The sequence below is a fragment of the Pseudomonas duriflava genome (assembly GCF_007830155.1).
GTDB lineage: Bacteria > Pseudomonadota > Gammaproteobacteria > Pseudomonadales > Pseudomonadaceae > Chryseomonas > Chryseomonas duriflava.
Genome location: NZ_VLKY01000009.1, coordinates 176,435 through 200,499 on the forward strand (window position 1 = coordinate 176,435; position 24,065 = coordinate 200,499).

At 49.4% G+C, this 24,065-nt stretch carries 28 protein-coding genes and 4 tRNA genes; 18 read left to right on the forward strand and 14 right to left on the reverse strand.

From position 1 onward, the window contains the following. Positions 1–20 precede the first annotated feature (20 nt). The 8 genes from purB to IQ22_RS14545 form a co-directional block, all read right to left on the reverse strand. Positions 21–1,391 carry an adenylosuccinate lyase gene (gene purB / locus IQ22_RS14510; protein ID WP_145143219.1) on the reverse strand — a complete coding sequence of 457 codons (1,371 nt, stop codon included), beginning with the start codon at positions 1,389–1,391 and terminating at the stop codon, positions 21–23. Between the two features lie 86 nt (positions 1,392–1,477). After that, a complete protein-coding gene (gene hflD / locus IQ22_RS14515; protein ID WP_145143221.1) occupies positions 1,478–2,098 on the reverse strand; it encodes a high frequency lysogenization protein HflD in 621 nt (206 codons plus the stop codon). Further along, positions 2,095–3,213, reverse strand: coding sequence for a tRNA 2-thiouridine(34) synthase MnmA (gene mnmA, locus IQ22_RS14520; RefSeq protein ID WP_145143223.1), 1,119 nt, complete (start codon positions 3,211–3,213; stop codon positions 2,095–2,097). Before mnmA ends, hflD begins: the two co-directional genes overlap by 4 nt. Before the next feature lie 59 nt (positions 3,214–3,272). Continuing rightward, complete coding sequence (locus IQ22_RS14525) at positions 3,273–3,713, reverse strand: NUDIX hydrolase (protein ID WP_145143225.1); 441 nt, start codon at positions 3,711–3,713, stop codon at positions 3,273–3,275. A gap of 82 nt (positions 3,714–3,795) precedes the next feature. Further along, positions 3,796–6,030, reverse strand: coding sequence for an NADP-dependent isocitrate dehydrogenase (locus tag IQ22_RS14530; protein WP_145143227.1), 2,235 nt, complete (start codon positions 6,028–6,030; stop codon positions 3,796–3,798). Positions 6,031–6,462: 432 nt separating this feature from the next. Next, a complete protein-coding gene (gene htpX, locus IQ22_RS14535) occupies positions 6,463–7,341 on the reverse strand; it encodes a protease HtpX (RefSeq protein ID WP_145143229.1) in 879 nt (292 codons plus the stop codon). A gap of 91 nt (positions 7,342–7,432) precedes the next feature. Further along, positions 7,433–7,873, reverse strand: a complete 441-nt coding sequence (locus IQ22_RS14540) for a hypothetical protein (protein ID WP_145143345.1) — start codon at positions 7,871–7,873, stop codon at positions 7,433–7,435. A 4-nt stretch (positions 7,874–7,877) separates the two neighbouring features. Beyond that, the gene (locus IQ22_RS14545) at positions 7,878–9,089 is read right to left on the reverse strand and encodes a pyridoxal phosphate-dependent aminotransferase (RefSeq protein ID WP_145143231.1); all 1,212 of its coding nucleotides are present in this window, start codon (positions 9,087–9,089) and stop codon (positions 7,878–7,880) included. Between the two features lie 199 nt (positions 9,090–9,288). On the opposite strand from IQ22_RS14545, the gene msrB reads away from it, so the two are divergent. The 4 genes from msrB to IQ22_RS14565 all read left to right on the forward strand — a co-directional run bounded on the left by msrB (position 9,289) and on the right by IQ22_RS14565 (position 11,725). Next, positions 9,289–9,684 (forward strand): peptide-methionine (R)-S-oxide reductase MsrB, encoded by a 396-nt coding sequence (gene msrB, locus IQ22_RS14550; protein WP_145143233.1) that lies wholly within the window; start codon positions 9,289–9,291, stop codon positions 9,682–9,684. After that, positions 9,681–10,208, forward strand: coding sequence for a glutathione peroxidase (locus IQ22_RS14555; protein WP_145143235.1), 528 nt, complete (start codon positions 9,681–9,683; stop codon positions 10,206–10,208). Before msrB ends, IQ22_RS14555 begins: the two co-directional genes overlap by 4 nt. 142 nt (positions 10,209–10,350) lie before the next feature. Then, on the forward strand, positions 10,351–11,250 hold the full coding sequence (locus IQ22_RS14560) for an ATP-binding protein (RefSeq protein ID WP_145143238.1): 900 nt from the start codon (positions 10,351–10,353) through the stop codon (positions 11,248–11,250). Continuing rightward, positions 11,243–11,725: a GAF domain-containing protein gene (locus IQ22_RS14565; protein WP_145143240.1), complete on the forward strand. Its 483-nt coding sequence runs from the start codon at positions 11,243–11,245 to the stop codon at positions 11,723–11,725. Before IQ22_RS14560 ends, IQ22_RS14565 begins: the two co-directional genes overlap by 8 nt. Before the next feature lie 35 nt (positions 11,726–11,760). Here the strand turns inward: IQ22_RS14565 and IQ22_RS14570 are convergent, their stop codons facing one another. Continuing rightward, positions 11,761–12,507, reverse strand: coding sequence for a hypothetical protein (locus tag IQ22_RS14570; RefSeq protein ID WP_145143242.1), 747 nt, complete (start codon positions 12,505–12,507; stop codon positions 11,761–11,763). A gap of 217 nt (positions 12,508–12,724) precedes the next feature. On the opposite strand from IQ22_RS14570, the gene IQ22_RS14575 reads away from it, so the two are divergent. The 4 genes from IQ22_RS14575 (at position 12,725) to IQ22_RS14590 (ending at position 13,101) form a co-directional block, all read left to right on the forward strand. Then, positions 12,725–12,800: transfer RNA gene (locus IQ22_RS14575), tRNA-Glu, on the forward strand. A gap of 2 nt (positions 12,801–12,802) precedes the next feature. Beyond that, positions 12,803–12,878 (forward strand) — tRNA-Gly (locus IQ22_RS14580). A gap of 69 nt (positions 12,879–12,947) precedes the next feature. Then, positions 12,948–13,023: transfer RNA gene (locus IQ22_RS14585), tRNA-Glu, on the forward strand. A 2-nt stretch (positions 13,024–13,025) separates the two neighbouring features. After that, positions 13,026–13,101: transfer RNA gene (locus IQ22_RS14590), tRNA-Gly, on the forward strand. An 83-nt stretch (positions 13,102–13,184) separates the two neighbouring features. On the opposite strand, the gene IQ22_RS14595 is transcribed toward IQ22_RS14590, so the two are convergent. After that, positions 13,185–13,595, reverse strand: a complete 411-nt coding sequence (locus tag IQ22_RS14595; protein WP_145143244.1) for a PA2817 family protein — start codon at positions 13,593–13,595, stop codon at positions 13,185–13,187. A gap of 162 nt (positions 13,596–13,757) precedes the next feature. On the opposite strand from IQ22_RS14595, the gene IQ22_RS14600 reads away from it, so the two are divergent. The 3 genes from IQ22_RS14600 to queF are packed head-to-tail and all read left to right on the forward strand — an operon-like array spanning position 13,758 to position 16,342. After that, positions 13,758–14,690: an ABC transporter ATP-binding protein gene (locus IQ22_RS14600; RefSeq protein ID WP_145143246.1), complete on the forward strand. Its 933-nt coding sequence runs from the start codon at positions 13,758–13,760 to the stop codon at positions 14,688–14,690. Continuing rightward, a complete protein-coding gene (locus IQ22_RS14605; RefSeq protein WP_145143248.1) occupies positions 14,687–15,466 on the forward strand; it encodes an ABC transporter permease in 780 nt (259 codons plus the stop codon). Before IQ22_RS14600 ends, IQ22_RS14605 begins: the two co-directional genes overlap by 4 nt. 48 nt (positions 15,467–15,514) lie before the next feature. After that, positions 15,515–16,342 carry an NADPH-dependent 7-cyano-7-deazaguanine reductase QueF gene (gene queF, locus IQ22_RS14610; protein ID WP_244309164.1) on the forward strand — a complete coding sequence of 276 codons (828 nt, stop codon included), beginning with the start codon at positions 15,515–15,517 and terminating at the stop codon, positions 16,340–16,342. 3 nt (positions 16,343–16,345) lie between these two features. On the opposite strand, the gene IQ22_RS14615 is transcribed toward queF, so the two are convergent. Then, positions 16,346–16,612, reverse strand: a complete 267-nt coding sequence (locus tag IQ22_RS14615) for a DUF4404 family protein (RefSeq protein WP_145143252.1) — start codon at positions 16,610–16,612, stop codon at positions 16,346–16,348. 169 nt (positions 16,613–16,781) lie between these two features. On the opposite strand from IQ22_RS14615, the gene IQ22_RS14620 reads away from it, so the two are divergent. Further along, positions 16,782–17,486 (forward strand): MlaA family lipoprotein, encoded by a 705-nt coding sequence (locus IQ22_RS14620; protein ID WP_145143254.1) that lies wholly within the window; start codon positions 16,782–16,784, stop codon positions 17,484–17,486. Between the two features lie 50 nt (positions 17,487–17,536). Here IQ22_RS14620 and IQ22_RS14625 read toward each other — a convergent pair whose 3' ends face one another. Then, a complete protein-coding gene (locus IQ22_RS14625; RefSeq protein ID WP_145143256.1) occupies positions 17,537–17,836 on the reverse strand; it encodes a PilZ domain-containing protein in 300 nt (99 codons plus the stop codon). Between the two features lie 211 nt (positions 17,837–18,047). Between IQ22_RS14625 and rssB the strand changes: the two genes are divergently transcribed. Together rssB and rssC are read left to right on the forward strand one after the other, a co-directional pair. Next, positions 18,048–19,232, forward strand: a complete 1,185-nt coding sequence (gene rssB / locus IQ22_RS14630; RefSeq protein WP_145143258.1) for a two-component system response regulator RssB — start codon at positions 18,048–18,050, stop codon at positions 19,230–19,232. After that, positions 19,229–19,711, forward strand: a complete 483-nt coding sequence (gene rssC, locus IQ22_RS14635) for an anti-sigma factor antagonist RssC (protein ID WP_145143260.1) — start codon at positions 19,229–19,231, stop codon at positions 19,709–19,711. Before rssB ends, rssC begins: the two co-directional genes overlap by 4 nt. A 26-nt stretch (positions 19,712–19,737) precedes the next feature. On the opposite strand, the gene tal is transcribed toward rssC, so the two are convergent. After that, entirely contained in the window at positions 19,738–20,661 is a 924-nt protein-coding gene (gene tal, locus IQ22_RS14640; protein ID WP_145143262.1) for a transaldolase, read from the reverse strand. Positions 20,662–20,710: 49 nt separating this feature from the next. Further along, positions 20,711–21,724, reverse strand: a complete 1,014-nt coding sequence (gene dusA, locus IQ22_RS14645) for a tRNA dihydrouridine(20/20a) synthase DusA (protein WP_145143264.1) — start codon at positions 21,722–21,724, stop codon at positions 20,711–20,713. 385 nt (positions 21,725–22,109) lie between these two features. Here dusA and IQ22_RS14650 point away from each other — a divergent pair, with 385 nt between their 5' ends. The 4 genes from IQ22_RS14650 to IQ22_RS14665 all read left to right on the forward strand — a co-directional run bounded on the left by IQ22_RS14650 (position 22,110) and on the right by IQ22_RS14665 (position 24,033). Continuing rightward, a complete protein-coding gene (locus IQ22_RS14650; protein ID WP_145143266.1) occupies positions 22,110–22,313 on the forward strand; it encodes a hypothetical protein in 204 nt (67 codons plus the stop codon). A gap of 111 nt (positions 22,314–22,424) precedes the next feature. Next, positions 22,425–22,802, forward strand: a complete 378-nt coding sequence (locus IQ22_RS14655; protein ID WP_145143268.1) for a response regulator — start codon at positions 22,425–22,427, stop codon at positions 22,800–22,802. A 145-nt stretch (positions 22,803–22,947) separates the two neighbouring features. Then, a complete protein-coding gene (locus IQ22_RS14660; protein ID WP_145143270.1) occupies positions 22,948–23,193 on the forward strand; it encodes a hypothetical protein in 246 nt (81 codons plus the stop codon). A 9-nt stretch (positions 23,194–23,202) separates the two neighbouring features. Continuing rightward, positions 23,203–24,033 carry a formate/nitrite transporter family protein gene (locus tag IQ22_RS14665; RefSeq protein WP_145143272.1) on the forward strand — a complete coding sequence of 277 codons (831 nt, stop codon included), beginning with the start codon at positions 23,203–23,205 and terminating at the stop codon, positions 24,031–24,033. Positions 24,034–24,065 lie beyond the last annotated feature (32 nt).

Consider the following 24,065-nt stretch of genomic DNA (forward strand, 5'->3'; position numbering starts at 1 on the left):
GCATAAATGATTGGGCTTGGTTAGACGCGCTTGGCTTGTTGAGCTGCGTTTCCAATATAGTTTGCAGGCGTCAGTTGCTTGAGTTCCGCCTTGGCTTGAGCAGGGATGTCTAGGCTCTCGATGAAAGTCTGGAGAACTTCCGCACTGATGCCTTTTCCTCGGGTCAGCTCTTTAAGCTTTTCATAGGGGTTCGCCACGCCATAGCGGCGCATAACGGTTTGTACTGGTTCGGCCAGAACCTCCCAGCAATTGTCGAGATCTTCTGCAATGCGTTGAGCGTTAAGCTCAAGCTTGCTGATACCTTTAAGGGTCGCTTCATAGGCAATAACGCCATGGGCAATCCCCACGCCAAGGTTGCGCAAAACAGTAGAATCCGTCAGGTCACGTTGCCAGCGGGAAACGGGGAGCTTGCTGGCCAAGTGGTGTAGCAGGGCATTGGCAATACCTAGGTTGCCTTCCGAATTCTCGAAATCGATCGGATTAACCTTGTGCGGCATGGTTGATGAGCCAATTTCTCCGGCTATGGTCTTTTGCTTGAAATAGCCCAGCGAAATATAGCCCCATACATCGCGATCAAAGTCGATCAGAATGGTATTGAAGCGAGCAATGGCATCAAACAGTTCGGCGATATAGTCGTGCGGCTCGATTTGGGTGGTATACGGATTCCACGCCAGCCCTAAATCTTTCTCTACAAAATCACGGGCGTTGGCTTCCCAATCTGCATTTGGATAAGCGGAAAGGTGGGCGTTGTAGTTGCCTACGGCGCCATTGATCTTACCTAGCAGTTCTATGTTGGCGATCTGCTGAATCTGGCGTTCCAGGCGATACACGACATTAGCCATTTCCTTGCCCAGCGTTGTAGGCGAGGCGGGTTGCCCGTGTGTGCGTGAAAGCATAGGCACGTCGGCAAATCGATGTGCCAGCTCACGGATAGCCTGAGCAATGTTGCGCATCAAGGGAAGCAATACAGTATCCCGTCCTTCACGTAGCATTAAGGCGTGGGACAAGTTATTGATATCTTCGGATGTGCAGGCGAAATGAATGAACTCGCTAACAGCCTCAAGCTCAGGCAGTGTCGAAGCCTGTTCTTTCAGTAAGTATTCAATGGCTTTTACATCATGGTTCGTGGTGCGTTCGATTTCCTTTACGCGTTCAGCCTGCTCAAGGCTGAATTCGGTAACCAACTTTTCAAGAACCGCATTGGCCTCGTTAGAGAATGGAGCTACCTCGGCAATCGCCTCGTGGGAGGCTAGTCGCTGTAACCAGCGAACTTCGACCATGGCGCGGAAACGAATCAAGCCGTATTCGCTAAAAATGGAGCGTAAGGCAAGGGTCTTACCGGCATAGCGGCCATCAATAGGCGAAACCGCAGTAAGCGAGGAAAGCTGCATGGGCATTCTCGACAGTCATAAAGGAAAAAGGCGCAATAGAATACACCAAAGCGCCTTCTTGGGGACTGATCGGTTCTTTTGTCCGATTAGCTGTTTAGTAATGGATAAAGTTCATCGAGCAGTTTTCGACGGCTAAATACCATTTGCCAACGATGCCCGCCTAGTTGACGCCAGAGGCGGGCTGAGCGAATACCTGCCAGTAGTAACGTGCGTACCTTGGCTGCATTAGAGGGCACCTGTAAATGCCGCATCTCGCCATGTACCTGAATGCGCTGGCGAAACGTGCTGAGTGTGTCTTCGTAAATACTGCCAAAGGCTGCTATTACATTGTCATGAACCAGTCCGAAATGCTGGACTTGCTGTTGCACCTGATCGAGCCGCTTGCCGATGAGTTCGAGCATGTCACCTCGGCGCTCTAGGCGTCGCTCAAGAGCGATCATTGTCAGAGCATAGCGCAGAGGTTCCTTTTGCAGGCTTGAAGGGTTGCGTTCCAAGGCACTGGATAGGGCTTTAAGACCTTCACGCAGATTGACGCTGTCGCCGCCATATACTTCTAGGGTATTTCTTGGGTTGCGCGCTAGCAGGCTGCCTAGCATGCAGGCCAGTGGAGCTTCGCTGATCTGCCCAGTTTTCGCCAGGCGATCGACAAGAACAGCTGCTTCGAATACTGCGCCCAATGCTACGAGTTGTTCATGGATCGAGCTCATGCGGCTGAAAACTCCTTGTAAGCTGGCTCTGCTTGCTCGATGACGCCTCCGCCCAGACAAATGTCATTTTCATAAAACACTACGGACTGACCAGGCGTAACTGCTCGCTGTGGCGTTTCGAATACGACCCGGTAACCGCTTTCGGTTTGATGCAGGATGCAAGCCTGATCCTGCTGGCGATAACGCACCTTGGCTTTTAAAGCTCGCGGCTGGGCGAGATCGATGGGGTTTACCCAGTACATCGTGTTAACAGTCAAGGCTTTCGAATAAAGCCAGGGATGTTCATTCCCTTGGCCTACGACTAAGACGTTGCGGTTCAGGTCCTTGGCTAGGACATACCAAGGGTCGTCGTTCGAGTCCTTCATGCCACCAATGCCCAATCCTTGCCGCTGACCAATCGTGTGGTACATAAGCCCGTGATGTTTGCCGATGATTTTGCCTTCGGTCGTTTCAATATTGCCAGGTTGTGCCGGCAAGTATTGCTTAAGGAAGTCAGCGAAGCGACGTTCTCCAATAAAGCAGATGCCTGTGGAGTCCTTTTTACGGGCCGTGGCTAAACCGTGTCGCTCAGCAATGGCTCGCACTTCGGGCTTTTCCAGCTCGCCTACCGGAAACAGGCTGCGCGCCAACTGCTCACCTGCTACAGCATGCAGGAAGTAACTTTGATCTTTATTGGCGTCCAGGCCTTTGAGTAGCTGAGTCTGGTTCTCAACGTCTCTCCGGCGTACATAATGACCTGTCGCGATGAGATCTGCGCCCAGCAGAAGGGCGTAGTCCAAAAAGGCCTTGAACTTGATTTCCCGGTTGCAGAGGATATCGGGATTGGGCGTGCGTCCGGCCTTGTACTCGGCGAGAAAATGCTCGAATACATTGTCCCAGTATTCCGCCGCAAAATTCGCAGTATGCAGTTTAATGCCGAGTCGCTCGCAGACAGCCTGCGCATCGGCTAGGTCTTCTTTAGCTGTACAGTATTCGGTGCCATCGTCTTCCTCCCAGTTCTTCATGAACAGGCCTTCAACCTGGTAGCCCTGTTCTTTCAGTAGCAGAGCTGAGACAGAGGAGTCTACTCCGCCGGACATGCCAACGATGACGCGAGATGAAGAGGGCGTATACATAGGAAGAGTTATCTAAAAAGGCACAGTTTAACAGGCTCAGTGAGGCTGCGGCGATGAGCTTAAAGGCGTATCAGATCAAGTGAAGAGGCGCCGTTCGATAAGTAGTCATCGATGCATCGCAGAACTAGCTCGCTTCTCCATCGGGGCTTTTCGCCAAGAAGTTCATCTCGACTCAACCATTTGGGGCCGATGATACCTTTATCAAGAGGGTGATCGGATCGATGGCGTACCGGGCTTGCTGAAAAACAGATGCGCTGATAGGTAATGCCGTTGCTTGGCGCTGTATACAAATAAATTCCTGTAATACCTGTCAGCTCTACTTCCCAGCCCGTTTCTTCTAGTGTTTCGCGAATAGCGGCATCTAGGAGTGTCTCGTTGGGCTCTAAATGGCCTGCAGGCTGATTGAGGCGTATCTGGCCTTCGATCAGTTCCTCGGTAAACAGAAAGCGGCCTTGGTCTTCTATGAGGGTAGCGACTGTTACATGCGGATGCCAATCCATAAATCCATCCAGGTTCGTGTTAGGGCGCCTGATAGACGAAACCCCGGATCAACCGGGGCTTCGTTTATATCAAGGCTAATACTTAAGCGCTAGCAAGAGCGTTCAAGGCCGCATTAAGCGTTGCGCTTGGGCGCATCGCCTGGCTGGCCAGTTCAGGGTTCGGGTGGTAGTACCCGCCAATCTCTACCGGCTTGCCCTGTACCGTGTTCAGCTCTTCGACAATCTTGGTTTCATTGTCTGAAAGTGTCTGGGCCAGTTTGGTAAATTGGGCCTGCAGCGCACTGTCTTCCGTTTGCTCTGCCAGAGCTTGAGCCCAGTAGAGCGCCAGATAAAAATGGCTGCCTCGGTTGTCCAGTTCACCTACCTTGCGCGAGGGCGATTTGTTGCTGTCGAGGAACTTACCGTTCGCTTGGTCCAAGGTTTTTGCAAACAGTTTGGCTTTAGCGTTATTAGTTACGTTGCCGTAATGGTCGAGCGACTCTGCTAAGGCCAGGAATTCACCCAGCGAATCCCAGCGCAAGTGGTTTTCTTGTACGAACTGCTGAACGTGCTTGGGCGCTGAGCCGCCTGCGCCGGTTTCGAATAGACCACCGCCATTCATGAGCGGAACGATCGATAGCATCTTGGCGCTAGTACCCAGTTCCATGATCGGGAACAGGTCTGTCAGGTAGTCACGCAGTACGTTGCCAGTAACAGAAATAGTGTCTTTACCTTCACGGATGCGGGCCAGGGAGAAACGGGTGGCTTCTTCTGGGGACATGATTTGGATATCTAGCCCGTTAGTATCATGATCCTTTAGGTAGGTCTTTACCTTTTCGATTAGTTGCGAATCATGCGCTCGGGCAGGATCCAACCAGAACACTGCAGGAGTGTTGCTGGCGCGGGCACGGTTGACGGCCAGTTTTACCCAGTCACGAATCGGGGCATCCTTCGTCTGGCACATGCGCCAAATATCACCTGCTTCAACGGTGTGTTCTAGCAGGAGCTGGCCTTTATCGTCAGTGACGCGAACTACGCCGTCTGCTGGAATCTGGAATGTCTTGTCATGCGAGCCGTATTCTTCTGCTTTCTGCGCCATCAAGCCTACGTTGGGAACGCTGCCCATGGTCGCTGGATCAAAGGCGCCATTCAGTTTGCAGTCATCAATTACAACCTGATAAAGACCTGCGTAGCAGCGGTCGGGAATCATGGCTACAGTGTCGTGTAGCTGACCGTCCGGGCCCCACATCTTGCCCGACTCACGAATCATGGCGGGCATTGAAGCATCCACAATGACATCACTCGGGACATGAAGATTGGTAATGCCTTTGTCCGAATTGACCATAGCCAGCGCGGGGCGCTTTTCATACACGGCTTGGATGTCTGCTTCAATCTCAGCTTGCTTCTCTTCCGGAAGCGACTTGATTTTGGCGTAGAGGTCGCCCAGGCCATTATTAAGGTCGACGCCTAGCTGGCTTAGCGTTTCGGCGTGCTTGTTCAAAGCTTCTGCATAAAAGACGGAAACAACATGACCAAACATGATGGGGTCAGAGACTTTCATCATGGTCGCTTTCAGGTGCAGGGACAGCAGAACACCTGAGTCCTTGGCGTCGGCAATAGCCGTTTCAATATAGCTGCGCAGTGCCTTGGCATTCATTACAGCAGCATCGATGACTTCTCCAGTCTTGACCGCTGTCTTCTCTTTCAGAACCTGAGTGCTACCGTCTTTCTTGATCAGTTCGATCCTGACGCTGCCGTCTCCGCTAATAAGTGCAGATTTTTCGCTGCCATAGAAGTCGCCGCTGCTCATGTGGGCTACATGGGATTTAGAGTCAGTGCTCCAGGCTCCCATTTTGTGAGGATGCTTCTTGGCGTAATTCTTGACTGAGAGAGGAGCCCGACGATCCGAGTTGCCTTCACGTAGCACAGGGTTTACAGCGCTGCCCTTGATCTTGTCGTAGCGGGATTTAACGTCTTTTTCTTCGTCAGTCTTGGGCTCGTCCGGATAGTTTGGAAGCGCATAGCCTTGCGCTTGCAATTCCTTGATTGCGGCCTTTAGCTGCGGTACGGAGGCGCTAATGTTAGGAAGCTTGATGATGTTGGCTTCGGGAGTTTTGGCCAACTGACCTAATTCAGCCAGGTGGTCGGAAATCTTCTGGTCATCGCTCAAGTACTCGGGGAAAGTCGCAATAATTCTACCTGCAAGCGAAATGTCGCGAGTCTCGACAGCAATACCAGATGATGCAGTAAATGCTTTGACGATCGGTAGCAGGGAATACGTGGCGAGGGCAGGAGCTTCGTCAGTGAGCGTATAAATGATCTTCGACGTTGTGGACATTTTGTTACGTTATCCTCTCTGTATCATAGCGATTGCGCAGATAGTGGAGCGCAGAACCAGCGAGTACGCCGACAAGGCACTCATGAGCGCAGATGAAAACGCGAGATCGGGGAGCAAGTTCGAGCGCTCAGCGGGCCCGAATGGAGATGCCGAAAGACGGTTCCAGGTTTCAGGCCTGTACGCTGGGTGGATCCAGAGTGGAGCCTTCCCGAATTGATCCCTGGGTTAAAGACCCAACAATCGGCGGGCAGTATATCAGCAAGGTCATGCTTTCGCATTCACCGCATAGGCTCTATATCTCGGTCTAGCAAGCCAATGCGATACATCTGCAACAGAGATTCTTTTTGAAAGAGGGGGGCTGTTTATCGACTGGCAGAGCGGTGCATATGAAAAGGCCCCGGTTAAACCAGGGCCTTCAATATTACGTCATGCTTAATGCTGGCGGCGCCTAAGTGCTTCGATACGCTCTTCAAGCGGCGGATGGCTCATAAAGAATTGAGCAATACCGCTTTTCTTGACGCTATTGATGCCGAAAGCCGTCAAGGTGTCTGGCATGTGCTGGCTTTGCATATTTTGCTCAGCGCGTAGTCGTTGCAGTGCAGAGATCATGGCTCCTGTGCCTGCGAGACGAGCACCGGCATCGTCGGCACGGAACTCCCGGAATCGTGAGAACCACATGACAATCATGGTTGCGAGAATACCCAGTACCAGTTCGGCCACAATGCTGGTGATATAGTATGCTGGTCCATGACCTTCTTCCGTCTTGAAAACGGTCTTGTCAATAATACTGCCAAAGATACGAGCAAAGAACATGACGAAGGTGTTGACCACGCCTTGAATTAGCGTGAGGGTCACCATGTCGCCATTGGCAACGTGCCCGATTTCATGAGCAAGGACCGCCCTAACTTCTTCTGGAGAAAATCGCTCCAGCAATCCTTGGCTGACGGCAACGAGCGCATCGTTCTTGTTCCAACCTGTTGCGAAGGCATTTGCTTCGTAGGCAGGAAAAATACCAACTTCAGGCATCCGAATGCCTGCGTCACGAGAAAGCTCCTCTACAGTCTGTAGCAGCCATTGTTCGTGTCGGGTGCGTGGTTGGCTGATGATTTCCGTGCCGGTACTCATCTTTGCCATCCATTTGGAAATGAACAATGAGAACAGCGAGCCGGCAAAGCCGAAAACGGCACAGAAAACCAGCAGACTTCCATAGTTCTGGCCGGTAAAACGATCCACTCCCAGTACCTTGAGCGTAATGCTGGCAATCAGCAGTACTGCCAGGTTAGTGCCTAGGAACAGCAGAATACGCATCATGGTGTAAAACTTCTCCTAACAGGAAAAACCGATTGTATGCGGCGTATATAAGGTTCGCCTGATGTTGATTCAATCAAACGACTATTTCAAACTATGTCGCTTGGCTGCTAGATCTGAAGACCAAGCGGGTAATCAAGACTAACCGCTCGCTAGCGTTTTCGGCCAAGGCCTCCCGTAGATGCTGGGCTAGCGTAGAGCGTTGACGTCTTACAGAGGGAGGAAGTGCCTCGGCTTCTTTTAGCAAATGAGGGTGGCTTGCTGAAAGACGAAGAAACGCTTTTTCAGTCAAGATGGCTTGATCCAATGCATCGTAACCCAGGGTGCTGGTATAGCGCAGATAACCTTCATCGGCGAGCCAGAGTAGAGCACCAAAGCAACTTTGATGCCGAGCGCTAGGAAGCCCGAACTGGTCGGGCTCCTCGCGGCCGATCAAGTCTTCTACATAAAGCGTGGCTTTACGCGGAAAGTTTTGATACAGGACAAGCATGGCTCGTGCAGCGTCCTTGTAAAAATCTTCGATCTGGAGATCCATCTGGTTATTGCCGATAGGTGCGTAGGAAACTACCGATTCGGCCAATAGCCTGCTCAAGATCATCGACGCGGGGGAGCGTAACTACACGGAAGTGATCAGGCCAGGGCCAGTTGAATGCCGTTCCCTGAACGATCAATAGTTTTTCTGATAGCAACAAGTCGAGAACGAATTTTTCATCGTTATGAATCGGGCATATCTTGGGGTCAATTTTGGGGAAGGCATAAAGGGCGCCCATTGGTTTAACGCAGCTCACCCCAGGAATGTCATTGAGTAATTCCCATGCTCTATTGCGCTGCTCAAGCAGGCGGCCGTTCGGCAATACGAGGTCATTAATGCTCTGATAGCCACCGAGAGCGGTTTGAATCGCGTGTTGGCTCGGTACGTTCGCACAAAGACGCATGTTGGCCAGGATATCCAATCCCTCGATATAACTTTGTGCTTTCTGTTTTGGTCCAGAGATAGCCACCCAGCCGGATCGGAAGCCGGCAACGCGATAGGATTTTGACAAGCCGTTGAACGTTAGGCACAGCACGTCGGGAGCCAGTGAGGCGGTCGAAATATGGACAGCTTCGTCGTACAGGATTTTGTCGTAAATCTCGTCGGAAAAAATGACCAGGTTGTGTTGGCGCGCCAGCTCGACAATACCTTCCAAGACGGCCTTAGAGTAAACGGCGCCGGTCGGGTTGTTTGGGTTGATGAGAACCAGGGCTTTGGTATTCGACGTGATTTTGCTAGCCATGTCTGACAGATCGGGAAACCAGTCTGACTGCTCATCACACAGGTAGTGGACAGGCTTGCCACCAGCCAGGCTGACAGCAGCGGTCCAGAGTGGATAGTCAGGCGCCGGGATCAGCACTTCATCATTGTTATTCAAAAGAGCTTGCATTGCCATGACAATGAGTTCAGAAACACCGTTGCCTAGGTAGATGTCCTCAATGCCAACACCCTCTACCTTCTTCTGCTGGTAGTACTGCATGACGGCCTTGCGTGCACTAAATAGGCCTTTGGAGTCACTATAACCTTGTGCTGTTGGAAGGTTGCGAATGACATCCTGCAGAATTTCTTCGGGAGCCTCGAAACCAAATGGTGCCGGATTGCCGATATTGAGCTTGAGGATGCGGTGGCCTTCCTCTTCAAGGCGTTTGGCATGCTTAAGCACCGGCCCACGTATGTCATAGCAGACATTGGCGAGCTTGTTCGATTTGCTAACCTGCATTTATTACGAATCCCGTTTGGTAGTGGCCAAAAAATTGGAAGTGCCTGGATATTCTTGGTGTCTGGTGCAGATATCTGCAGATTATCTGGGTGGCTTGGCAGCCCTTTCAGTGAGTGACAGACTGAGCGGAATCATACGACTGCCCCTGATTTTTCAAAAGATACAGATTCGGGGCTTTTCCAGGGTAAAGGGGGAATCAATGGATAAAATCAGCAAGCCTGAAGAGGTCTGGCGTGAAGACCTGACTGAAGAGCAGTTTCGTGTTTGTCGTCTTAAGGCGACCGAGGCGCCCTATACGGGAAGATATTGTGACACTAAAACACCAGGCACTTATCATTGTGCGTGCTGCGGACAGGCGCTTTTCGATTCTAGTACCAAGTACAGTTCCGGCTGTGGGTGGCCAAGTTTTTATCAGCCGATTTCCCCTGAGGCTTTGCGTGAGGAAGAAGACTTCAGTTATGGCATGCATCGTATTGAAGTGTTGTGTGTCCGCTGTGATGCCCATCTGGGGCACGTTTTTCCTGATGGGCCGCCACCTACAGGGTTGCGTTATTGCATTAATTCGGTGGCGCTCGAGTTAGCGCCGCGCGAATGATCCTGCGCGGTTCGAGCAGTAAGGCAGAGGCTATCCAAAGGCTGCTGCAAACACCGTTCAGGCTGGTGAGTGGCGCTTCTGTGTGTTTGCTGGATATTGCGCCTGATGCGAAAGCCTATCTGCTTGTTAATACAGCAAGTCGTTGTGGGTTTACTCCGCAGTACGAAGGGCTGGAGGAGCTCTGGCAGTTTTATCAGGAAAAAGGTCTCGTTGTGGTGGGGTTTCCTTGTAATCAGTTTAATCATCAGGAGCCAGGGTCTAACCACGATATTGAGAGGTTCTGCCAAGTTAGGTTTGGTGTCTCTTTTCCGTTGTCATGCAAGGTCGACGTAAATGGCAAAGAAGCTCACCCGCTGTTTTCCCTGCTCAAGGAGTTGGCTCCTGGATTATTAGGAGGTCCAAGCATCAAATGGAATTTTACAAAGTTCTTGGTTGGTACCCGAGACGCATCAGTTCAACGCTTCGCGCCTTGGGTCAAGCCGGTCTCTTTAAGAAAAAAGCTTGAACGGCTACTGATTTGTTAGCTGACTATCGGTCGTTTAAGCTATTTGTATCTAAAGTCTTGTTGCATCGTGCGCCTTAAGTGCAATCCGTTGAGGATTGGTCTTATGAAGCTGCATTGTAAGGCGTCTGTAACAAGCAGTTTATATTTAAGGATACACATTCGTGGACTCAACAAGACTCGATGCGCTCCTAGTCCGGGCCGAAACAGTTCTGGCAAGACTCGAACCTTTACTTCCTGCGGTGCGTGAGCCTATCGATTGGGAAAAGACAATTGCGGCGCGCTGGCGCCGTGAGGGGCAAAGTGGTTATTTGCAGCCAATTGATGTCAATCTGGATCTACACTTATCCGATTTGCAGGGTGTAGACCGGCAGCAGGTTCAGCTAGGGCAGAATACCCAGCAATTTGTTAACGGCCTGCCCGCCAATCATGCTCTGTTATGGGGGGCACGTGGGACTGGTAAGTCTTCGCTGGTTCGGGCTTTATTAGCGGAATATGCCCAACAAGGGCTGCGGCTGATTGAGGTCGAGCGTGATCATTTAACTGATCTGCCTCGTATTGTTACGCAGGTGAGCAAGCTGTCACAGCGGTTCGTGATCTTTTGCGATGATCTTTCTTTTGATGCCAGTAACGATGACTACCGTGTATTAAAAAGTGTTCTTGATGGGTCGCTTGAGCAGGCGCCCGACAATGTTCTTCTCTACGCTACCTCCAATCGCAGGCATCTGGTCTCCGAGCGGCAAAGTGATAATGCTAATTGGGAGCGGGGGGAGGATGGCGAGTTACATCCTAATGAGTCGGTAGAGGATAAGATTGCCCTATCAGACCGTTTCGGTCTTTGGTTGTCTTTTTATCCTTTTACTCAGGATCAATTTCTTATTGTTGTTAAGCATTGGGTAAAGGTACAGGCAGAAAAGGCTCGACTTGATTTGCATTGGGGCGAAGCTGAGGAAAAAGAGGCGATCCGATGGGCGCTGGGACGAGGCAATCGCAACGGTCGTTGTGCTTACCAATTTGCCCGCCATTGGGTGGGAATGAAGTTATTGGGGGAGTCTTATGCGTGATTTGAGTGACATCGGCCAGGATTTGGCAGGATATGAACTATTGGCTGCACAATTGGAGTCTTTGCTTTCAGGCGAGCATGATTTCATTGCGAATGCATCGCAGTGTGCAGCCTTTCTCTTCCATGAAATGCCAGGCTTGAATTGGGCCGGATTTTATCTGAGCCGAAACGATGAGCTGGTTCTTGGGCCTTTTCAAGGTAAAATAGCTTGCGTACGTATTCCGTTTGGTCGAGGTGTTTGTGGAGCAGCGGCTCAGACACGTCAGACGCAGCGGGTCAGGGATGTGCATGCATTCCCAGGGCATATTGCCTGCGACAGTGCGTCTAACAGCGAGCTGGTTGTACCATTGGTCAAAGATGGTCGGCTGATTGGTGTTTTGGATCTGGACAGTCCTGAGTTGGGACGTTTTACCGAGGTCGATCAGGCTGGCGTAGAGCGGCTGGCAGAAATCCTGTTAGCTTCCAGTCAGTGCTAATGATATGACACGGCCTTATCTCTGGCCGTGTCCTCTCAGTCGTAAATCGACTTCATTGGCGCATCTTCTTTTTCCAGCTCTTCCATGCCTTGAAGAAGTTGAGTAGGTTCTCGGATATTTTGACCTACACCCTGCTTTATCTTAATGGCGTTAACCTGCTCATCAAGATAAAGCAGGTGTTCCTCGAATTTATCGGCGTTGGGTTTCTTTCGAATGTACTGAGCAGCTCGTTCAAAGGCTTGCCTAGCTGGAGATAGCTGTCCTTGTTCGAGAAACTGGCGGCCCAGGGAGTCGAAGAACTCGAAATGCAATAATGTCATTAAATCTCGAATTTCTCCGTCCCAGTATTCCGCCTCGCGCGAGTCGATTAAGCTGTTCTGAATAGCATAGCTGATCTGTGCATGCAGGTTTTCCAGCTGGGCACGGACCTGTTTGGCTTTTGCTTCGCTGCTTATCGTCTGATGAGCATTATGGATCTCGATTTCGTCGCCCTTTGCGATTTCCTCTTGTAGAAGCTTAATGCGTGCTTCATCAACCGGGCTTTTACCTTTTAACGTCAGGCGTTCTAGAAGAACGAGCTCCAGTCTAGACAGTAAAAGCTTTAGAGCAGGGCTCATCCATTGTCCTGGTAAGTTATTGGACAGCTGTTCGTAGCGCCTGATGCGGCTAGTCAGCTCAGCTCTCAAGCGGGTTTTTTCAAGCTGATGGGCTTCCAGCTTCTGATTGAGAAAGCTGATAAAAATCAGAAGAAAGGCACCTGATACAATCAGGGAGGCAATCATTGATACTGACATCAAGGTTTCCTGTCGACCTGCATATCAATTGTGGTAATGCTTTATTGGCCAATTCGGCTGTTTCTTTAGCCTCAAAGTCATTGATTTAAAAAAATTTAAATAAGTGTTGACGGGTCTGTAAGGTCTCCCTAAAATGCGCGCCACTTCAAGCGCAAAGCCTCTGGCAAGCGTAGGAAGTGGGAAGCTGTTATAAGCTCCAGGTCACGTCCCCTTCGTCTAGTGGCCTAGGACACCGCCCTTTCACGGCGGTAACAGGGGTTCGAGTCCCCTAGGGGACGCCATTGCGGGAATAGCTCAGTTGGTAGAGCACGACCTTGCCAAGGTCGGGGTCGCGAGTTCGAGTCTCGTTTCCCGCTCCAGTTTAAAGGCATTGCTAAGGCGGTGCTGGTAAGTTAAGGGGTTTGCGGTTGTAAACTCCATTGGGTAATGTCCCCTTCGTCTAGTGGCCTAGGACACCGCCCTTTCACGGCGGTAACAGGGGTTCGAGTCCCCTAGGGGACGCCATTGCGGGAATAGCTCAGTTGGTAGAGCACGACCTTGCCAAGGTCGGGGTCGCGAGTTCGAGTCTCGTTTCCCGCTCCAAATTCAAAAATACCGCCTTTCGGCGGTATTTTTGTTTGTGCGTAATTTTCCTTGAGGGGCCAGCAGAGCCAGCCCTTTTAGCGTCAGTGTGCGTTGTTTTCTCTTGGTACGAACAGCAATTGCTTTTCTTGAGCCCAATCGAAGGGCCTGCCAGCGGCTTCAGCTTCATGACGGCGCTCTTCAAGTGCTTGATAAAGCTCAATTTCTTCGTCAGGCATGAAATGCAAGCAATCGCCTCCAAAAAACCAGAGCAGGTCTCTAGGTATCAAATGTGCTATTTGCGGATATCGGTAAAACACCTGGCCAATCAAATCCTGTCCTAGGTAATGATTTGTTTCGGGATTGCTTGGTAGTTGTTGGAGTAAGTCGTCGAAGCGCTCTAAAAAAAGAGCATGGTTTTCCTCTGGAACCTGCTCTGCTTCTCCCAATGCTTCTAGGATAGTGCGCAGGTGGGCTAGTAATGCAAGGTTATATTGCAGGTAGTCGGTGGTCATTTGCATGTCCGGGTTGTATTCAGGTGAGCAGTATAAGGGGCTTGCTCTAGGCTGTCTGTTCACATGCTGGCTTCGAGGCGTGTGGGTATACATGCACAAGAGGTTGTAAAACGGATGCTTTACCCTTATTAAACAAGTCCACTCTTAATAATTGTGCGAGACATGAGTAAAGCCCTGTCCATACGCCAGCTTACAAAAACATACGGTAACGGCTTTCACGCACTCAAGGGCATTGATCTTGATGTTGCTGAAGGCGATTTCTTCGCCTTGCTAGGGCCGAACGGTGCCGGTAAATCAACTACGATTGGTATCCTTTCTACGCTTGTTAATAAAAGTGGGGGAGAGGTTTCTGCCTTTGGGCATGATCTTGATCAGGATCCAGCAGGGCTCAAGCGTTGTTTGGGTGTCGTTCCCCAAGAGTTCAATTTCAACCAGTTTGAAAAAACTTTTGATATTTTAGTTACGCAGGCAGGCTATTACGGTATTCCAGCTCGAGTGGCCAAAGAGCGTGCTGAAGAGTACCTGACACAGCTTGGCTTGTGGGACAAGCGAGATACGCCTTCTCGTATGTTGTCAGGAGGTATGAAGCGTCGTCTGATGATTGCCAGAGCGCTGATCCACAAGCCAAGACTACTGATTCTTGATGAGCCAACTGCGGGTGTCGACATCGAGTTGCGTCGCTCCATGTGGACTTTTCTCACTGAGCTCAATCGGCAGGGTATCAGTATCATTCTTACGACTCACTACCTAGAGGAAGCGGAGCAGCTCTGTCGAAATATCGCCATCATTGATCATGGGCGGATCGTTGAAAATACTAGTATGCGTCAGCTTCTTCAAAAGCTGCATGTAGAGACTTTTATTTTAGATGTGAAGCAAAGCCTTTCTAAGGCTCCAGTATTGGCAGGTTATCCCGTCAGATTGATCAGTGAGCATTCCGTTGAGGTGCAAGTAGACAAGTCGCTAGGAATTAACGACCTCTTTGTGCAATTAAATGCCCAGGGCATGGAAGTAATAAGTATGCGAAACAAGGCAAATCGTCTTGAGGAGCTGTTCGTATCGCTGGTCGAGAAAAATCTGGCGAAGGGAAAGCAATGAAAAGTGAATTCAGTGCGAACCTAATTGCTTTACAAACTATTGTTAATCGAGAGGTACGGCGTTTTACTCGCATATGGGCACAAACATTACTGCCTCCCGCAATTACAATGGCTTTGTATTTTGTAATTTTCGGCAACTTGATCGGTAACCGTATAGGCGGCATGGGCGGGTTTTCCTATATGGAATACATTGTGCCCGGTTTGATCATGATGTCTGTTATTACCAATTCTTATAGTAACGTTGTATCCAGCTTTTTCAGTAGTAAGTTTCAGCGCTCTGTCGAGGAGCTATTGGTTTCGCCTGTCTCGCCTCATGTCATTCTGATTGGATATGCCTGTGGCGGTATCCTGCGTGGCTTGGCTGTGGCTGCCATCGTGACGATATTGTCGCTGTTCTTTACTCATATGCAGGTGCATCATCTTGGCATAACGGTGTTGGTGATTAGTTTGACCGCCGCTATTTTTGCTCTTGGAGGTTTCATTAATGCGGTTTATGCCCGTAATTTTGATGATATTTCAATTGTTCCTACCTTCGTGCTTACACCTTTGACTTATTTAGGAGGGGTTTTTTACTCAATAGATCTACTGCCCCCCTTCTGGCAAGGCGTATCGATGGCTAATCCGATCCTTCACATGGTGAACGCGTTCCGGTATGGCATTTTAGGTGTGTCTGACATTCAGATTGGCGTAGCAGTTGGTTTGATGTTAGTAGCTGCTTCAGTTCTTTATCTGTGGTGTATCCACTTGCTGAAAAGTGGGCGAGGCATGCGGCAGTAATATCTTGGCGGCCTTATGCTAGGCCGCTCTTACTTATTGAGATTAATGATGCATTCGGTTGAACATTCACCGTTGGGAAAGAGTAGTCAATATACAGATACCTATGCGCCAGCCTTGTTGTATCCCATTCCAAGGGCAACAAAGTGGGCTGAGCTGGGGTTGACCCGTGAAAATCTGCCTTATGTAGGAGTTGATATCTGGAACTGTTACGAACTCTCTTGGCTCACTCAGAAAGGTAAGCCTGTCGTAGCAGTAGCTCAGTTTTCTATACCGGCAGACTCTCCTCATATCATCGAGTCTAAATCCTTCAAGTTGTACTTGAACTCTCTCAATCAGACCAGATTTGATCATGCCGATGCTGTTCGTGATGTTTTGATCAAGGATCTTTCGAGTGCAGCTGGCGCTGCGGTTGGTGTCAGTATTGAGTCGTTACAAAACGTTGCGATAGCGGGCTTTGGAGCTGCGCCTGGATTTTGTATTGACGAGCTAGATGTAGAGATTGACCAATATAATCACCCGGATGCGGCAAGGTTGCTGTGCTCGCCTGGGCGTGTTGTCAAAGAAACGCTCCACAGCCATTTGTTGCGTTCTAATTGCCCTGTTACCGGGCAGCCAGACTGGGGAAGCGTAGTTATCGATTATGAAGGTGCACAGCTAGACCGTGAAGCGCTACTAGCCTATGTCGTTTCGTTCCGGCAGCATGCTGACTTCCATGAGCAATGTGTAGAACGCATTTTCATAGACCTCAAGACTTTACTTCAGCCTGCTTATTTGACTGTCTATGCGCGCTATGTTCGGCGCGGAGGGCTCGATATCAATCCTTATCGCAGCACTGCTGCTATTGCTCCGGAAGTGGCGCGCCTGGCTCGACAATAGCCATCAGATACCCATACTGACAAGACTTTGCATGATCGAGCGTAACGTATTGGCAACGGTAGGGTGGCTAACTTCGAACCGCTCTACGGCAAGGTTTACCCCATCGACCAAGTTACTATCTGGTTTGGTACTCTCTTCGTGAGCCATTTGTAATTCGATGTCACGGATGAGCATTTCAAGCGATTCGCGGTCTTCTTCAGTATGAGGTGGATTAGTTTTCAGTTGATGCTGCAGATCGATCAATTCTTGTTGCAGACGAGAAGCAGGCATAATGGTTCTCCTTACTAATGCTTACGACTCCATAGACCAGTTTTTTCAAGTAAAGGTCAATGTTTGTCTGTATCCAGACTAATAGAGAGACATCGGTCTGTACGCAATAAACAGGAGTTATAATCGGCCAGTTAAAGTGATTCGAAAATTTTCTGGGGAGATGATGAAGATGCGTGCTTGCAAAAGAACATGGATCACTCGTGCGGCACGATGGGCTGTCTGCACCAGTATGGTTGTTATGGGTAACGTTGCTTTAGCTGCGTCTGAAGACGACCCATGGGAAGGTGTCAATCGTGTCGTTTTTCGTTTTAACGATACACTAGATACCTATGCCCTTGAGCCTGTCGCTCAGGGATACGACAAGGTAACACCTGATTTTTTGCAGACCGGAATTAGCAATGTCTTCAACAATATTGGAGAAGTTCGAAACTTGGCCAATGATGTTCTGCAGGGGAAGCCTCATGCCGCTGGCGTGGACACTGCACGTTTTCTAATGAATACAACGATAGGTATGCTGGGTTTCTTTGATGTGGCTAGTCATGCCGGACTTGCTCGTAACGATGAGGACTTTGGCCAGACCTTTGGTTGGTGGGGTATGAAAAGTGGTCCCTATGTCGTCTTGCCTTTTTTCGGACCTAGTACGGTAAGGGACACCTTTGGCCGAATTCCTGACTCCTATTCGGCCCCATACCCCTATATGAATGATGTCGCTGCACGAAATACCATGATGGGGCTTGGTATCGTTGATACGCGTGCAAATTTATTGGATGCCGAAAAGATGATCACAGGGGATAAATACATATTTATCCGCAATGCTTATCTACAGAACCGCGAGTTCCGTGTTCAGGATGGCAAGGTCGAGGATGATTTTTGATAGGCCGGATCAGGCAGCCTGAAAGGCTGCCTATCTAACAATTAAATATGTTACTTCATGGATAGAATGCTTAGGCCCAGCAGCTGTCGTCCGCTATCGAGTGGCGTTACTCGGACAACTTCTGCTTCGGCCTCAAGACCTTCAAGCTCGACATGCTCGGAAGGGATGATCACGGTAACCTGATCGCCTTGGGTTGCCTGGCTTTGTGCTTCTACTTGTAGGCCTGTGCTGGATAGGTCACGGCAAGTAGCGGTAAGCTCTTGGCCGTTGACAAGAAGAATGGCTTTGGAGTCCAGGCGCATCCTAATAAAGTCACGTTTTTCGCTGTAAGAGCGATCACTTATGTTCATGAGACGGATCTCTTAGGGTGGTATTTCTTATCTAAAGGCTTCATATAGCTATATCGCCGCTTGGTTGTAAAGGGCAGGATACACATGACGATGCTTGAACGGCTCGGCCGATGGGAGTAGTGTCTGCGCCGTATTAAAACGGTACTTACTGCGTGCGCCCTCGTTTGATTCAAAAGACCAATTCGTAGGGGTGCGCATGCCTGGATAGTTTATGCCTAATCCCAGCGCTACACTTTTGATCATCGATGACGATGACGTAGTACGCCTCAGTCTGACGGACTATCTTGAGGACAGCGGTTTCGTTGTTCTGCAAGCTGCAAATGGCGCTCAGGGGCTGCAGGTGTTCGAGCAAGAACAACCAGACCTGATTATTTGCGATTTGCGGATGCCGCAACTTGATGGCTTAACCTTGTTACGCCGTATTTCGGAGATGTCACTTGATACGCCTGTTATCGTATTGTCTGGCGCAGGGGTAATGAGTGATGTAGTCGAAGCGCTTCGATTGGGCGCAGCTGACTATCTTATCAAGCCTCTCGAAGATCTGGCGGTATTAGAGCACTCTGTCAAGCGAGCTTTGGACCGTGCACGTTTGCGGCTTGAAAATGATCGTTATCGCTTGAAGTTGGAAACGGCTAACCGTGAGTTGCAAGCGAGCTTGAGCTTGCTGCAAGAAGATCAGAATGCAGGTCGACAAGTTCAAATGAACATGTTGCCTGTGACGCCGTGGGAAACCCGAGGGCTGCAATTTGAACACCGGATTATTCCATCGCTATATCTTTCGGGTGATTTTGTAGATTATTTTCGAGTAGATGAGCATCGTATTGCCTTCTACTTGGCGGATGTGTCAGGGCACGGTGCTTCGTCAGCTTTTGTAACGGTATTGCTTAAGTTCATGACGACGCGGCTATTGTATGAGTTCCGTCGTAATGGAACCCTACCGGACTTCAAGCCTTCCGATGTATTGGGGCACATAAATCGAGGATTGCTTAATTGCAAACTTGGAAAACATGTCACCATGCTGGGTGGAGTCATTGATGAAGACAGTGATACCTTGACTTACAGCATTGGAGGCCATTTGCCGCTTCCAGTTCTGTATACAGCGGAGGAGACGCATTTTTTGGTAGGTAAAGGTTTTCCCGTGGGCCTTTTTGAGGAGGCTTCTTATTCGGATAACACTTTACAATTGCCTGGTGCGTTCAGCCTTGCGCTATTTTCTGATGGGATCTTTGATTTGTTGCCTGGAGAAAGCTTGAAAGCGAAAGAAGCTTCATTGCCCGAGCAGGTACGCCTCGCTAGTGGGACACTGGATGGGATTTCAAAGCAGCTTGGGCTGGCCAACTTGCGCGACATGCCGGATGATATCGCCATGCTGGTGTTGAGCAGGAATCTTGCATGAGTACCGGTAAAATCCAGTTCGCTGAGATGGACGGCACCTTTGTGCTTAAGTTCATAGGTGAGGTGCGTCTGACGTTATGTTCAGCTTTGGACGCAACAATCGAGCATATTTTTTCAGCGCTGAATTTCTCTTCAATTATTATTGATTTGATCGACACAAAAAGTATTGATAGTACTACTTTGGGATTACTGGCTAAGTTGTCCATTCTGTCGCGTCAGAAAATCGGACTACTGCCAACCCTGGTGACAACAAATCCAGACATTACGCGGTTGCTGGATTCTATGGGTTTCGATCAAGTCTTCAATATTGTTAATCAGCCTATTCCTTGCTCGGACTGTCTGCATGATCTGCCTCCTCAAGATCAATCTGAGGACGTTGTGCGTAACAAGGTTCTGGAGGCCCACCAAATTCTGATGAGTCTGAACGAGTCTAATCGTGAAGCTTTTCGGGATCTGGTCAGTGCTCTTGAGAGGCACTGACCAGTAGGGCGCATCTCAAAAGATGCTTACTTTTTAGCGCTGATCAAGCTCTCAAGTTTTTCCTGATCACGTGCGAATTGACGAATACCTTCCGCCAATTTTTCAGTAGCCATCGCGTCCTCGTTTAATGCCCAGCGGAACTCGCTTTCGTTTAGTGAGTGCAATGCCTCTGCTTCTCCGCCCGCTACTAAGTTGCGCTCAAGAGTACCTTGATCCTCTGCCAGTTTTTGTAGCAGCTCTGGACTAATGGTAAGACGGTCACAACCGGCTAGTTGTTCAATCTGGTTCAGATTGCGAAAACTGGCGCCCATTACAACAGTGTTGAAGTTATTCGCCTTGTAATACTGGTAGATACGGGCAACGGACTGAACGCCAGGGTCTTCCTTGCCGGTGTAATCGCGCCCTTCCGCTTTTTTGTACCAGTCATAGATACGACCTACGAAAGGTGAAATGAGAAAAACGCCAGCATCGGCGCAAGCAGATGCCTGAGCAAAGGAGAAGAGGAGTGTTAGGTTAGTCTGGATGCCATCCTTCTCAAGCTTCTCTGCTGCCCGAATGCCTTCCCATGTAGAGGCGATCTTGATCAAGACGCGATCCTTACCAATACCTGCTTTTTCATAAAGCTCAATGAGGCGCTCGGCCCGGTTTAATGTGGCTTGGGTATCAAAAGAAAGGCGTGCATCAACTTCAGTCGAAATGCGGCCTGGAATAACATTGAGAATTTCCTTGCCTACAGCCACAGCGAATTTATCGCAAGCAAGACCAATATCATCGCCCGTATCCTGTAAGGCCTCGCCGAGCAGGTTTGCATAACGGGGCAGCGCTGCCGCCTTAAGAAGAAGGGATGGGTTAGTCGTTGCATCGACCGGCTTCAGTTTGGTGATAGCGTCCAGATCACCCGTATCGGCAACGACTGTTGTGTACTGCTTTAGTTGTTCGAGCTTGTTCATGTTTGCTATCGATCCTCATGTGATGACGGTTTGATGTGAGCAACCAGAGTCAATGACCTTCAAGGAGTTCAATGGCGCGGTCAACTATACGCATAGGTTTTTCGTCTCGGTGGATATCTACCGATAATAGCTGTCGGAAACGGCGGGCTCCCTTGATTCCTTGAGCTAAGCCTAGAATATGGCGTGTAATGTGATGTAAGGCGCCGCCCGATGCTATGTGCTGAGCCATATAGGGTCGCAATTTGATGAGTGCCTGTTGTCGACTGATGACAGGAGAGCTATCCCCCCACAGTGTCTGATCTACCTGAGCCAGCAGATAAGGATTGTGGTAAGCCTCACGGCCAAGCATTACGCCATTAAACGTTTGTAAATGAGCATGGCACTCTTCAAGGGTTTTGATTCCACCGTTGAGAATAAACTCAAGGTCTGGAAAGTCTTGGGTTAACTGTGCTGCGATTTCATAACGGAGTGGTGGAATCTCACGGTTTTGCTTTGGTGATAATCCTTCCAGAATCGCGATGCGTGCATGTACGGTAAAGCTGGTACAGCCGGCTTGGCTTACCGTGTCGACAAACTCAGCTAAATAGTTGTAATCGTCTCGCCCATTGATACCGATCCGGTGTTTAACTGTCACTGGGATGCTGACAATATCCCGCATCGCCTTGACGCAATCAGCTACTAGCTGTGGGTGGGCCATCAGGCAAGCGCCAATCATGTTGTTCTGTACGCGGTCACTGGGGCAGCCTACGTTGAGGTTGACCTCATCATAACCAGCACTTTCGGCCATTCTGGCACAGGCTGCCAGCTCTGCAGGCGTACTGCCTCCCAGTTGCAAGGCAACAGGATGTTCGCTGATGTCATGACGTAGAAAGCGCTCCGCATCACCTCGCAGCAGCGCGCCGGTAGTAACCATTTCTGTATAGAGTAGTGTCCGCTGGGACAGTAGCCGCATGAAAAACCGGCAGTGTCTGTCAGTCCAATCCATCATCGGGGCAATAGAAAAGCGGCGGGACAGTGCAGCAGAGTGAGGAGCTGCTGGGCTTGATGCGGTTAGAGCAGTCATTAAGGTGATCCGATTTACAGCTATGTTAGACCGTTGTGATCAAGAGGCGGAGCGGTGACGCGGTAGAAAACGTATTTGAATAACATATTATGGCTTACAGGATGTTTGTGGGCCATTCTCGTTTAAGATTTGTATAAAACCGCTAGGTAATACTTTTAGATGAAACGTCTACTTGAAACAGAAGAGCTTTTTCTGGCTCTGGTTGGATAATGTCTAAAAACTCTTTAAAGACGGCGCTCATCAAAGAATTTTCTAGTGTCGGCATGAAGAACACTTGAGGTATCTGTGTGTCTACTTCACAGAAGCCCTATGCGATTAGCTTACTCAAGATGCTAACACCTGTAGGTGTTTCGCTTTGTGGATTGCCGAAATGGAGAATTGACTTATGAAACTCAATACGATTGCTGCTTTAGTAGTTTCAGGCTTGTTGGCTGCTACAGGCGTTGCGTTTGCGGATGATGCCAAAGACGCTAATTCTACTGGCCTAGGCACGCCAGACGGCTCAACAACAGGAAAAGGAGCTGGTGTTGACGTGGGAGGAGATGTTACTCCTTCAACAGATGAAGATAAGCAAGGGCAGGATGAATAAGAGCTGACCGCAGGTATGTAGGCAGGAAAGCCTTTGAAAGAAAGATTGCTTTTACGGGAACTCAAAAGGCTGTAATTGTCAAAGCAGCCTTATTCTTCATGTGAGACATTCATGGGTTCTACAAATAATAAAGTTGTATTGATTGTAGAAGATGAACCCCAAGTCTTGCTCATTTTGGTCGATTATCTTAGTGAGCTGGGTTACAAGGTGCTACAAGCCCCATCTTCTACAGAGGCTTTTCTCATATTGGCCACTAAGCCCCACCTTGACCTTCTAATTACGGATTATCGCCTTCCAGATGGTGTGTCTGGAGTTATGATCGCAGAGCCTGCGCTCAAATTGCGTCCGGATCTTAAGGTTATGTTTATCAGTGGTTACCCTGCTGAGATTATGGATACAGGGAGTTCTGTCATTGCCAAGGCGCCTATTCTGGCCAAGCCTTTTTCTTTAGACAAACTACAGGACTATATCCAGAAGCTTCTGGCTTGAAGTGTGTTTTGTCCGGTTTCGACAGCAAGTAGCACTTTATTCTTATGTCTTTTCTTTCTGCTTATTGATCGTTTCAAGACGGTGTCAGTCATATTCGTATAAGTATTGGCTAATCATCTTATGACAAGCGAAAGGAGTGACAGGCATGGCGATCAAGCATTTTGAGCATTTCGAAGCAATTTCATCGGCAGTGCCAGCTGATGAAGGTTTTGATGCTGTAATTGGTGTAAAAGCCCGCACAGAGGATAGTCCGCCTCGTTTTCATCGCGTTGCAACGGAGCGTCATTTTGACTTGGCTTCGGAAGCCGAAGAGGCAGCCGATGCGGCTTTAAGCCGAGTGGCTGAAATCGCTGAGAATGGTGATCTGATTTGGGAAGAAAGCCTAAGTTAAGGACATGCTATGAATAATGCCTCTGATGGCAAGACGCCGGGCCTGACGGCTGAAGAAGAGAAGGACGTAAGCGAAAAGCAACCACCACGAGCCGTGGTGATGCACGAAACTATTCGCAAGCAAGGCGATCAGGAGCTGGAGCGCAGTCTGGCGGCCTTATGGTGGTCTGCCTTGGCAGCAGGGTTGACTATGGGCCTTTCTCTAATTGCCATGGGTCTTTTAAATGCTCATCTTCCAGAGGTAAGCACTAGCAAGTTGATATCTAGTCTGGGATATCCGATTGGCTTTATGGCAGTCATTCTAGCGCGTCAGCAATTGTTCACTGAAAATACCATTACAGCAGTATTGCCTATCATGACTAAGCCATCCTGGGGGCGCTTAAGGCAGTTGCTCAGGCTGTGGGGTATTGTTCTCATAGGTAACCTAATGGGTACGCTATTGATTGCCTATGTTGTATTGCATTTACCCTTGTTCAATGTTGAGACCGATACGGCTTTCCTCAAGATTGGCCAGAAAGTCATGGAGAATGGCGCATTCGAAATGTTTGCCAAGGGCATTATCTCGGGCTGGATGATTGCTACCATGGTCTGGATGATTTCTTCGGCTGAAAACTCAAAGATCTGGATAATTATTGCTGTTACTTACTTCATGGCACTTGGCGACTTCACTCATATAGTTGTGGGCTCTGCAGAAGTAGGTTATCTAGTGCTTGCAGGTGAGTCTTCTTGGAGTGATTTCTGGTTTGTCTTTGCTGCGCCTACGTTGGTAGGAAACATTATTGGAGGAACATTCATTTTTACTTTGCTTAGTCATGCCCAGATTCGTAGCGATACGCCCTAAATAAAAAAGGCCCCGAAGGGCCTTTTTTATTT

What these genes read in the sequence shown, in the direction of transcription:
- purB (WP_145143219.1), bottom strand. Translation starts at nt 1,391, where the DNA reads ATGCAGCTTTCCTCGCTTACTGCGGTTTCGCCTATTGATGGCCGCTAT.
- hflD (WP_145143221.1), bottom strand. Translation starts at nt 2,098, where the DNA reads ATGAGCTCGATCCATGAACAACTCGTAGCATTGGGCGCAGTATTCGAA.
- mnmA (WP_145143223.1), bottom strand. Translation starts at nt 3,213, where the DNA reads ATGTATACGCCCTCTTCATCTCGCGTCATCGTTGGCATGTCCGGCGGA.
- IQ22_RS14525 (WP_145143225.1), bottom strand. Translation starts at nt 3,713, where the DNA reads ATGGATTGGCATCCGCATGTAACAGTCGCTACCCTCATAGAAGACCAA.
- IQ22_RS14530 (WP_145143227.1), bottom strand. Translation starts at nt 6,030, where the DNA reads ATGTCCACAACGTCGAAGATCATTTATACGCTCACTGACGAAGCTCCT.
- htpX (WP_145143229.1), bottom strand. Translation starts at nt 7,341, where the DNA reads ATGATGCGTATTCTGCTGTTCCTAGGCACTAACCTGGCAGTACTGCTG.
- IQ22_RS14540 (WP_145143345.1), bottom strand. Translation starts at nt 7,873, where the DNA reads ATGGATCTCCAGATCGAAGATTTTTACAAGGACGCTGCACGAGCCATG.
- IQ22_RS14545 (WP_145143231.1), bottom strand. Translation starts at nt 9,089, where the DNA reads ATGCAGGTTAGCAAATCGAACAAGCTCGCCAATGTCTGCTATGACATA.
- msrB (WP_145143233.1), top strand. Translation starts at nt 9,289, where the DNA reads ATGGATAAAATCAGCAAGCCTGAAGAGGTCTGGCGTGAAGACCTGACT.
- IQ22_RS14555 (WP_145143235.1), top strand. Translation starts at nt 9,681, where the DNA reads ATGATCCTGCGCGGTTCGAGCAGTAAGGCAGAGGCTATCCAAAGGCTG.
- IQ22_RS14565 (WP_145143240.1), top strand. Translation starts at nt 11,243, where the DNA reads ATGCGTGATTTGAGTGACATCGGCCAGGATTTGGCAGGATATGAACTA.
- IQ22_RS14570 (WP_145143242.1), bottom strand. Translation starts at nt 12,507, where the DNA reads ATGATTGCCTCCCTGATTGTATCAGGTGCCTTTCTTCTGATTTTTATC.
- IQ22_RS14595 (WP_145143244.1), bottom strand. Translation starts at nt 13,595, where the DNA reads ATGACCACCGACTACCTGCAATATAACCTTGCATTACTAGCCCACCTG.
- IQ22_RS14600 (WP_145143246.1), top strand. Translation starts at nt 13,758, where the DNA reads ATGAGTAAAGCCCTGTCCATACGCCAGCTTACAAAAACATACGGTAAC.
- IQ22_RS14605 (WP_145143248.1), top strand. Translation starts at nt 14,687, where the DNA reads ATGAAAAGTGAATTCAGTGCGAACCTAATTGCTTTACAAACTATTGTT.
- queF (WP_244309164.1), top strand. Translation starts at nt 15,515, where the DNA reads ATGCATTCGGTTGAACATTCACCGTTGGGAAAGAGTAGTCAATATACA.
- IQ22_RS14615 (WP_145143252.1), bottom strand. Translation starts at nt 16,612, where the DNA reads ATGCCTGCTTCTCGTCTGCAACAAGAATTGATCGATCTGCAGCATCAA.
- IQ22_RS14620 (WP_145143254.1), top strand. Translation starts at nt 16,782, where the DNA reads ATGCGTGCTTGCAAAAGAACATGGATCACTCGTGCGGCACGATGGGCT.
- IQ22_RS14625 (WP_145143256.1), bottom strand. Translation starts at nt 17,836, where the DNA reads ATGAACATAAGTGATCGCTCTTACAGCGAAAAACGTGACTTTATTAGG.
- rssB (WP_145143258.1), top strand. Translation starts at nt 18,048, where the DNA reads ATGCCTAATCCCAGCGCTACACTTTTGATCATCGATGACGATGACGTA.
- rssC (WP_145143260.1), top strand. Translation starts at nt 19,229, where the DNA reads ATGAGTACCGGTAAAATCCAGTTCGCTGAGATGGACGGCACCTTTGTG.
- tal (WP_145143262.1), bottom strand. Translation starts at nt 20,661, where the DNA reads ATGAACAAGCTCGAACAACTAAAGCAGTACACAACAGTCGTTGCCGAT.
- dusA (WP_145143264.1), bottom strand. Translation starts at nt 21,724, where the DNA reads ATGACTGCTCTAACCGCATCAAGCCCAGCAGCTCCTCACTCTGCTGCA.
- IQ22_RS14650 (WP_145143266.1), top strand. Translation starts at nt 22,110, where the DNA reads ATGAAACTCAATACGATTGCTGCTTTAGTAGTTTCAGGCTTGTTGGCT.
- IQ22_RS14655 (WP_145143268.1), top strand. Translation starts at nt 22,425, where the DNA reads ATGGGTTCTACAAATAATAAAGTTGTATTGATTGTAGAAGATGAACCC.
- IQ22_RS14660 (WP_145143270.1), top strand. Translation starts at nt 22,948, where the DNA reads ATGGCGATCAAGCATTTTGAGCATTTCGAAGCAATTTCATCGGCAGTG.
- IQ22_RS14665 (WP_145143272.1), top strand. Translation starts at nt 23,203, where the DNA reads ATGAATAATGCCTCTGATGGCAAGACGCCGGGCCTGACGGCTGAAGAA.